The sequence below is a fragment of the uncultured Boseongicola sp. genome, from assembly GCF_937988555.1.
In the GTDB taxonomy this organism is placed as follows: Bacteria; Pseudomonadota; Alphaproteobacteria; order Rhodobacterales; family Rhodobacteraceae; genus Boseongicola.
This window is the reverse complement of record NZ_CALJXO010000321.1, coordinates 1-4,123: the sequence shown is the minus strand read 5'-3', so window position 1 is coordinate 4,123 and position 4,123 is coordinate 1. Positions and strand designations below refer to the sequence as shown.

Annotated in this window: 3 protein-coding genes; all 3 read right to left on the bottom strand. The window is 59.1% G+C overall.

Features of this window, described 5'->3' with window-relative positions; translation table 11 throughout:
* Positions 1-153 precede the first annotated feature (153 nt).
* A complete protein-coding gene (locus tag Q1B15_RS19310; protein WP_299756903.1) occupies positions 154-1,728 on the bottom strand; it encodes an FAD-dependent monooxygenase in 1,575 nt (524 codons plus the stop codon).
* A complete protein-coding gene (locus Q1B15_RS19305; RefSeq protein ID WP_299756901.1) occupies positions 1,725-3,170 on the bottom strand; it encodes an aldehyde dehydrogenase family protein in 1,446 nt (481 codons plus the stop codon). Before Q1B15_RS19305 ends, Q1B15_RS19310 begins: the two co-directional genes overlap by 4 nt.
* Before the next feature lie 62 nt (positions 3,171-3,232).
* Positions 3,233-4,006, bottom strand: a complete 774-nt coding sequence (locus tag Q1B15_RS19300) for an IclR family transcriptional regulator (protein WP_299756898.1) — start codon at positions 4,004-4,006, stop codon at positions 3,233-3,235.
* Positions 4,007-4,123 lie beyond the last annotated feature (117 nt).

Sequence of the window (4,123 nt, the reverse complement as noted above, 5' to 3'; positions counted from 1 at the left end):
GGTCGGCCTTGATCCAGTGATCAGCTGTGTCGGGTGGGCTGTTGAGGTCGATGACAGTTACTGTCGCCCCCCGCGCCTTAAGAAGCGTGAGGGTCGCGGCGCCGATACCAGAAGCCCCGCCGGTTACGACCACATGTTTGCCGGTCCAATCTGTCACGTCGTGCGCGCCGTCACTTTGGCGCAGATCTCACGAGCCTGCGCGGCGTCGATGCTGTCGCCCGCGAAGGCCACAAACCCGTCCGGGCGGACAAGAACGATCTCATGCCCCCATGTGTTCAACCAGTCCGAACGGATCACCCGTGTTGTCAGTGGTATGCCGCAGCCTTGGCTTGCGATTTCCAGTGCGACGACGTGGCGCGCGTCTGCCACAAAAACCGTGAAGTCCTCGGTAAGCATTGCGCTTACCGCGCTGCCACCTGGACCGGGCGGTGGAAGATGATGCCCGGCGCGCGCGTTGAAGCTGTGCGAGCCGCGCGCGGAGGGCGAGCCCGTGGAGCCTTGCACAATCGGCGAGCCTTGATAATTCGGCTCGAAGGCATGGACCTCGTCAGCGTCAAGATTTCTGGAGTTCCAAGCGGTCTCAAAGGCTTCTTTGTCAGTTTCAGGTGAATATTTCTCCAAAAACGCGCGGTCCTCGTCGATGAAGCGTTCAATGAAATCGCGCGCGGTTGAAACGAAGACCGGGCGGCGCTCGGCATTGTAGCTGTCGAGCAGGGCATCGCTTCCCCAGCCCTGTAGAACCGCTGCCAGTTTCCAGCCAAGGTTGCGCGCGTCTTCAAATCCGGTGTTGATTCCAAAGCCACCGTAGGGCGGATGGCTGTGGGCTGCGTCGCCTGCCAGAAAGGCGCGGCTCTTCCGGTAAGTTTCGGCCGTCGACACACGCAAATCCCAAAAGCCGACATAGTCCAGATCAAGATCGAAAGACTGACCCACTGCGCGGTGCAGCAGGGCACGAAAATCGAAGCTTTCTGTCGTCGTACCGAGGGGGACGGGGGCGTGGAAGAACCATGAGTGGCCGTGATCCACGCGCCCAAAAAACAGCCAGTACCCTTGGTGGTCGGGGTGCAGCACGTTGTAGAAGGCTTTGCCGGGGTGCCCCTCAAGGAGGCCGTGAAGTTCTTCCGAGCGAAACACCAGCAAAGCCATAAGCCTGTTGTGTTCGGACAGGTCTTCTCCAATTCCGATTTCGCTTTTCACGAGCGAGCGACTGCCATCGCAACCCACAATATACTTGGCTTGGATTTGATCCGTGCCGTTGCCGTCCGTTTCAGAAATTTCAAGGCTTGCACCGTCTTGATCCATCGTCAGAGCCGCGCCGGACCATCCATAGCGGATCGTGATGGCGGATATGGCTTCGGCACGCTTTCTGAGGACACGTTCGGTCGCGTATTGGGGCACGCGGGCGTTGCTGGAGAAGTAATAATCCTTAACGCTGCCACGGTTCAGCCAATCGTAAGTGTATTCCGACAAAAGGGTGCCGTAGGCGGTCATCCCGCCAATGCCTGCCCCTTTTGGTAAGGGATGAGCGGTGCGCATTTCCGCTTCGCATCCCCACGCACGGAAGTGTTCGCCCGTGCGCTGCGTCAGGTTTTGCCCCTTGGGAATGGGCTGAGGTTCGAGGTGACGTTCAATGACGCAGGTCTTCACCCCGCGCTGACCCAGTTCGATGGCAAGACCCATGCCAACCGGGCCACCGCCGTTTATCACAACATCGAATTCTTTGCTCATGTCGCGGCTCCGACGACGCCTGCTTCCATGTAGATGTGCTTGGTTTCAAGGAAGTCGTGCAGGCCTTCCGGGCCGTGCAAACGCCCTAGGCCAGACTTGCCGTACCCTCCGGTTTCGCCTTCTGCAAACAAACGCAAGTGCGAGTTGATCCAGACCGTGCCAGCGCGGATTGCACGTGACATGCGCATTGCGCGGGCGGTGTCGTTTGTGAACACGGACGCCGCCAGACCATATGACGTGGCATTGGCTTTTGCGACGGCTTCGGCTTCGTCTGCAAAGGTTTCGATCGACACGATCGGGCCGAAAAGTTCCTCCTGAACCAAAGGCGAGGAGAGGTCATTGATCCGAAACAACGTCGGCGAAAGGAAAGCTGCATCCGACAGGCGTTCGCCCTTCAGCACCATTTCTCCCTCGTCACCGGCCTGTTCTATCAGACGTTCAATTCGGGCGCGGTTCTCAAGATCAATGAGCGAGCCCATCTGGCTTTCGGGGCGATTGCCGGGGCCGACTTTGACAGCGCGGAAGGCCATTGTGATTTTTGCTTCGAATTCTGACGCGATGCTTTCGTGGACGACGAAACGGGCGGCGGCCACACAGATTTGACCCGCCATGGCCAAGGCGCCGTGGGTCAACTCCTTAACCGCGAGATCCAGATTAGCATCGGCAAAGACAACGGCTGGGGCTTTGCCGCCCAGTTCAAGCCCGACACGTTTTAGACTTGGCGCACAGGCGGCCATGATGGCTTGGCCTGTGCGGCTTGAGCCGGTGAAGCTGATGACGTCGATGTCTGGCGACGCGGTCATAGCTTTACCGACGGCGATGCCGTTTTCGTTAACTGAGTTCACTACACCTTTGGGAAGCGACGGTGCAGAGGTGATCGCCTCCATGATCCGGGCGTGGACCAGAGGCGTTTGCTGCGCGGGTTTGATGACCGTCGTGCATCCGGCCGCAAGGGCCGGTGCGAGCGATCGCATCAAAAGCGTGACGGGTGCATTCCAGGGAACGATGACGCCGGCAACGCCTGCGGGTTCGCGATTGAACAGCGAGAAATTTCCCGGCGCGGTTTCTTGCATCGTGCCACGAATATTGCGGGCCAAACCCGCATAATAACGGGTTTCCGAGATCGCGCCCAGGGTCTCCCCGATGGCTTCTGCGCGGATCTTGCCGTTCTCAAGAACAACGAGGTCGGCGATCTCGTCACGTGCGGCTTCCAGGCGATCTGCGATCTCGTAAAGGACTTGCGCGCGCAAGCGGGGAGAGGCGGCCCAGGGCGAGGTAAAGAAGGCCTCGCGTGCAGCACTCGCGGCTTGATTGGTCAGGCGTTCGCTGCCGAGATGATGTTGTCCCAAGGCCTCCAGCGTGGCTGGATTAACGCTATCGCACAACGGACCGTCGCCGATCCATTCGCCTCCGATGAAGTGCTTTGCTGGGTGTTCGGTCATCTTATGTCCTTCGTCTTATGGCGCGAAATGGCGGGACTGTGCGTCCTGATGGGTATCACGGTTCACGCGCTTTGCCTGGTGCTAAAGGGCGCGAGCATGCTCGAAATCTCTTGCGACGCATGACGAACCGCCTCCCTCAACTTCTCAAGTTCCTCGTTGTCGACAAGGGTTTCGTCACACGACACGCACAGCGAGGCGATGGGAGTTGTGTCTGCGGCAAACACCGGAGAAGCCACGCCCAGAAGTCCGGGCGTAACCTCTCCTCGTGCGACAGCGACGCCTTCGCGTTTGACCTGCTTCAATTGCCCAAGGACCTCTCCTTTGTCGCTGCACACGTCTGGTATGATGAATTCATTCAGGTGTTCGTCGATCAGCGTTGATCTGTCTCGAAGCGGCAAGAATGCTACAATGGCCCGGCTGATTGCTCCGCGGCCAAGCGGCATTGGGCGTCCTCGCGGATAGCTTGAGCGGGGTTTGGCGTTTGCGCTTGCTGAAGCCACGCACAGAAGTTTCCGTCCGTACCAGCGCACGATGAAGGCCGAGCCTTGGAAGCGCGCGGCTAGCTTCGTGAGGTGCAATTGGCTGGCTTCGATCAGTGGATCCGCGCGTTGCATCAGGAAATCAAGCTCGGTCACTCGGGGGCCAAGTGTGTAGACCGCTTGCGATAAGGCAGCGAGATAGCCCGCGTCCTTCAACGTTTTCAGATAGCGATAAAGCGTGGGCCGGGTGTAGCCGAGTGCGCCCATCATTTCTTCCGGCGACCATTGGGGTTTATCGCCCGTAAACAGGTCCAGGATGGCCAGAATTCGTTCGCCTGATCCCGAGACTGAGGTCATGGGTTGGTCTTTGCTGTGGCTTGGGTGGGGCGGCGAATAACTTCGTTGGCGATGAGGAGAACGCCGAGGATTGAGCCGATCACGTCGGTCAAAAGCGCGCCTTCAAACGCGCCGGAG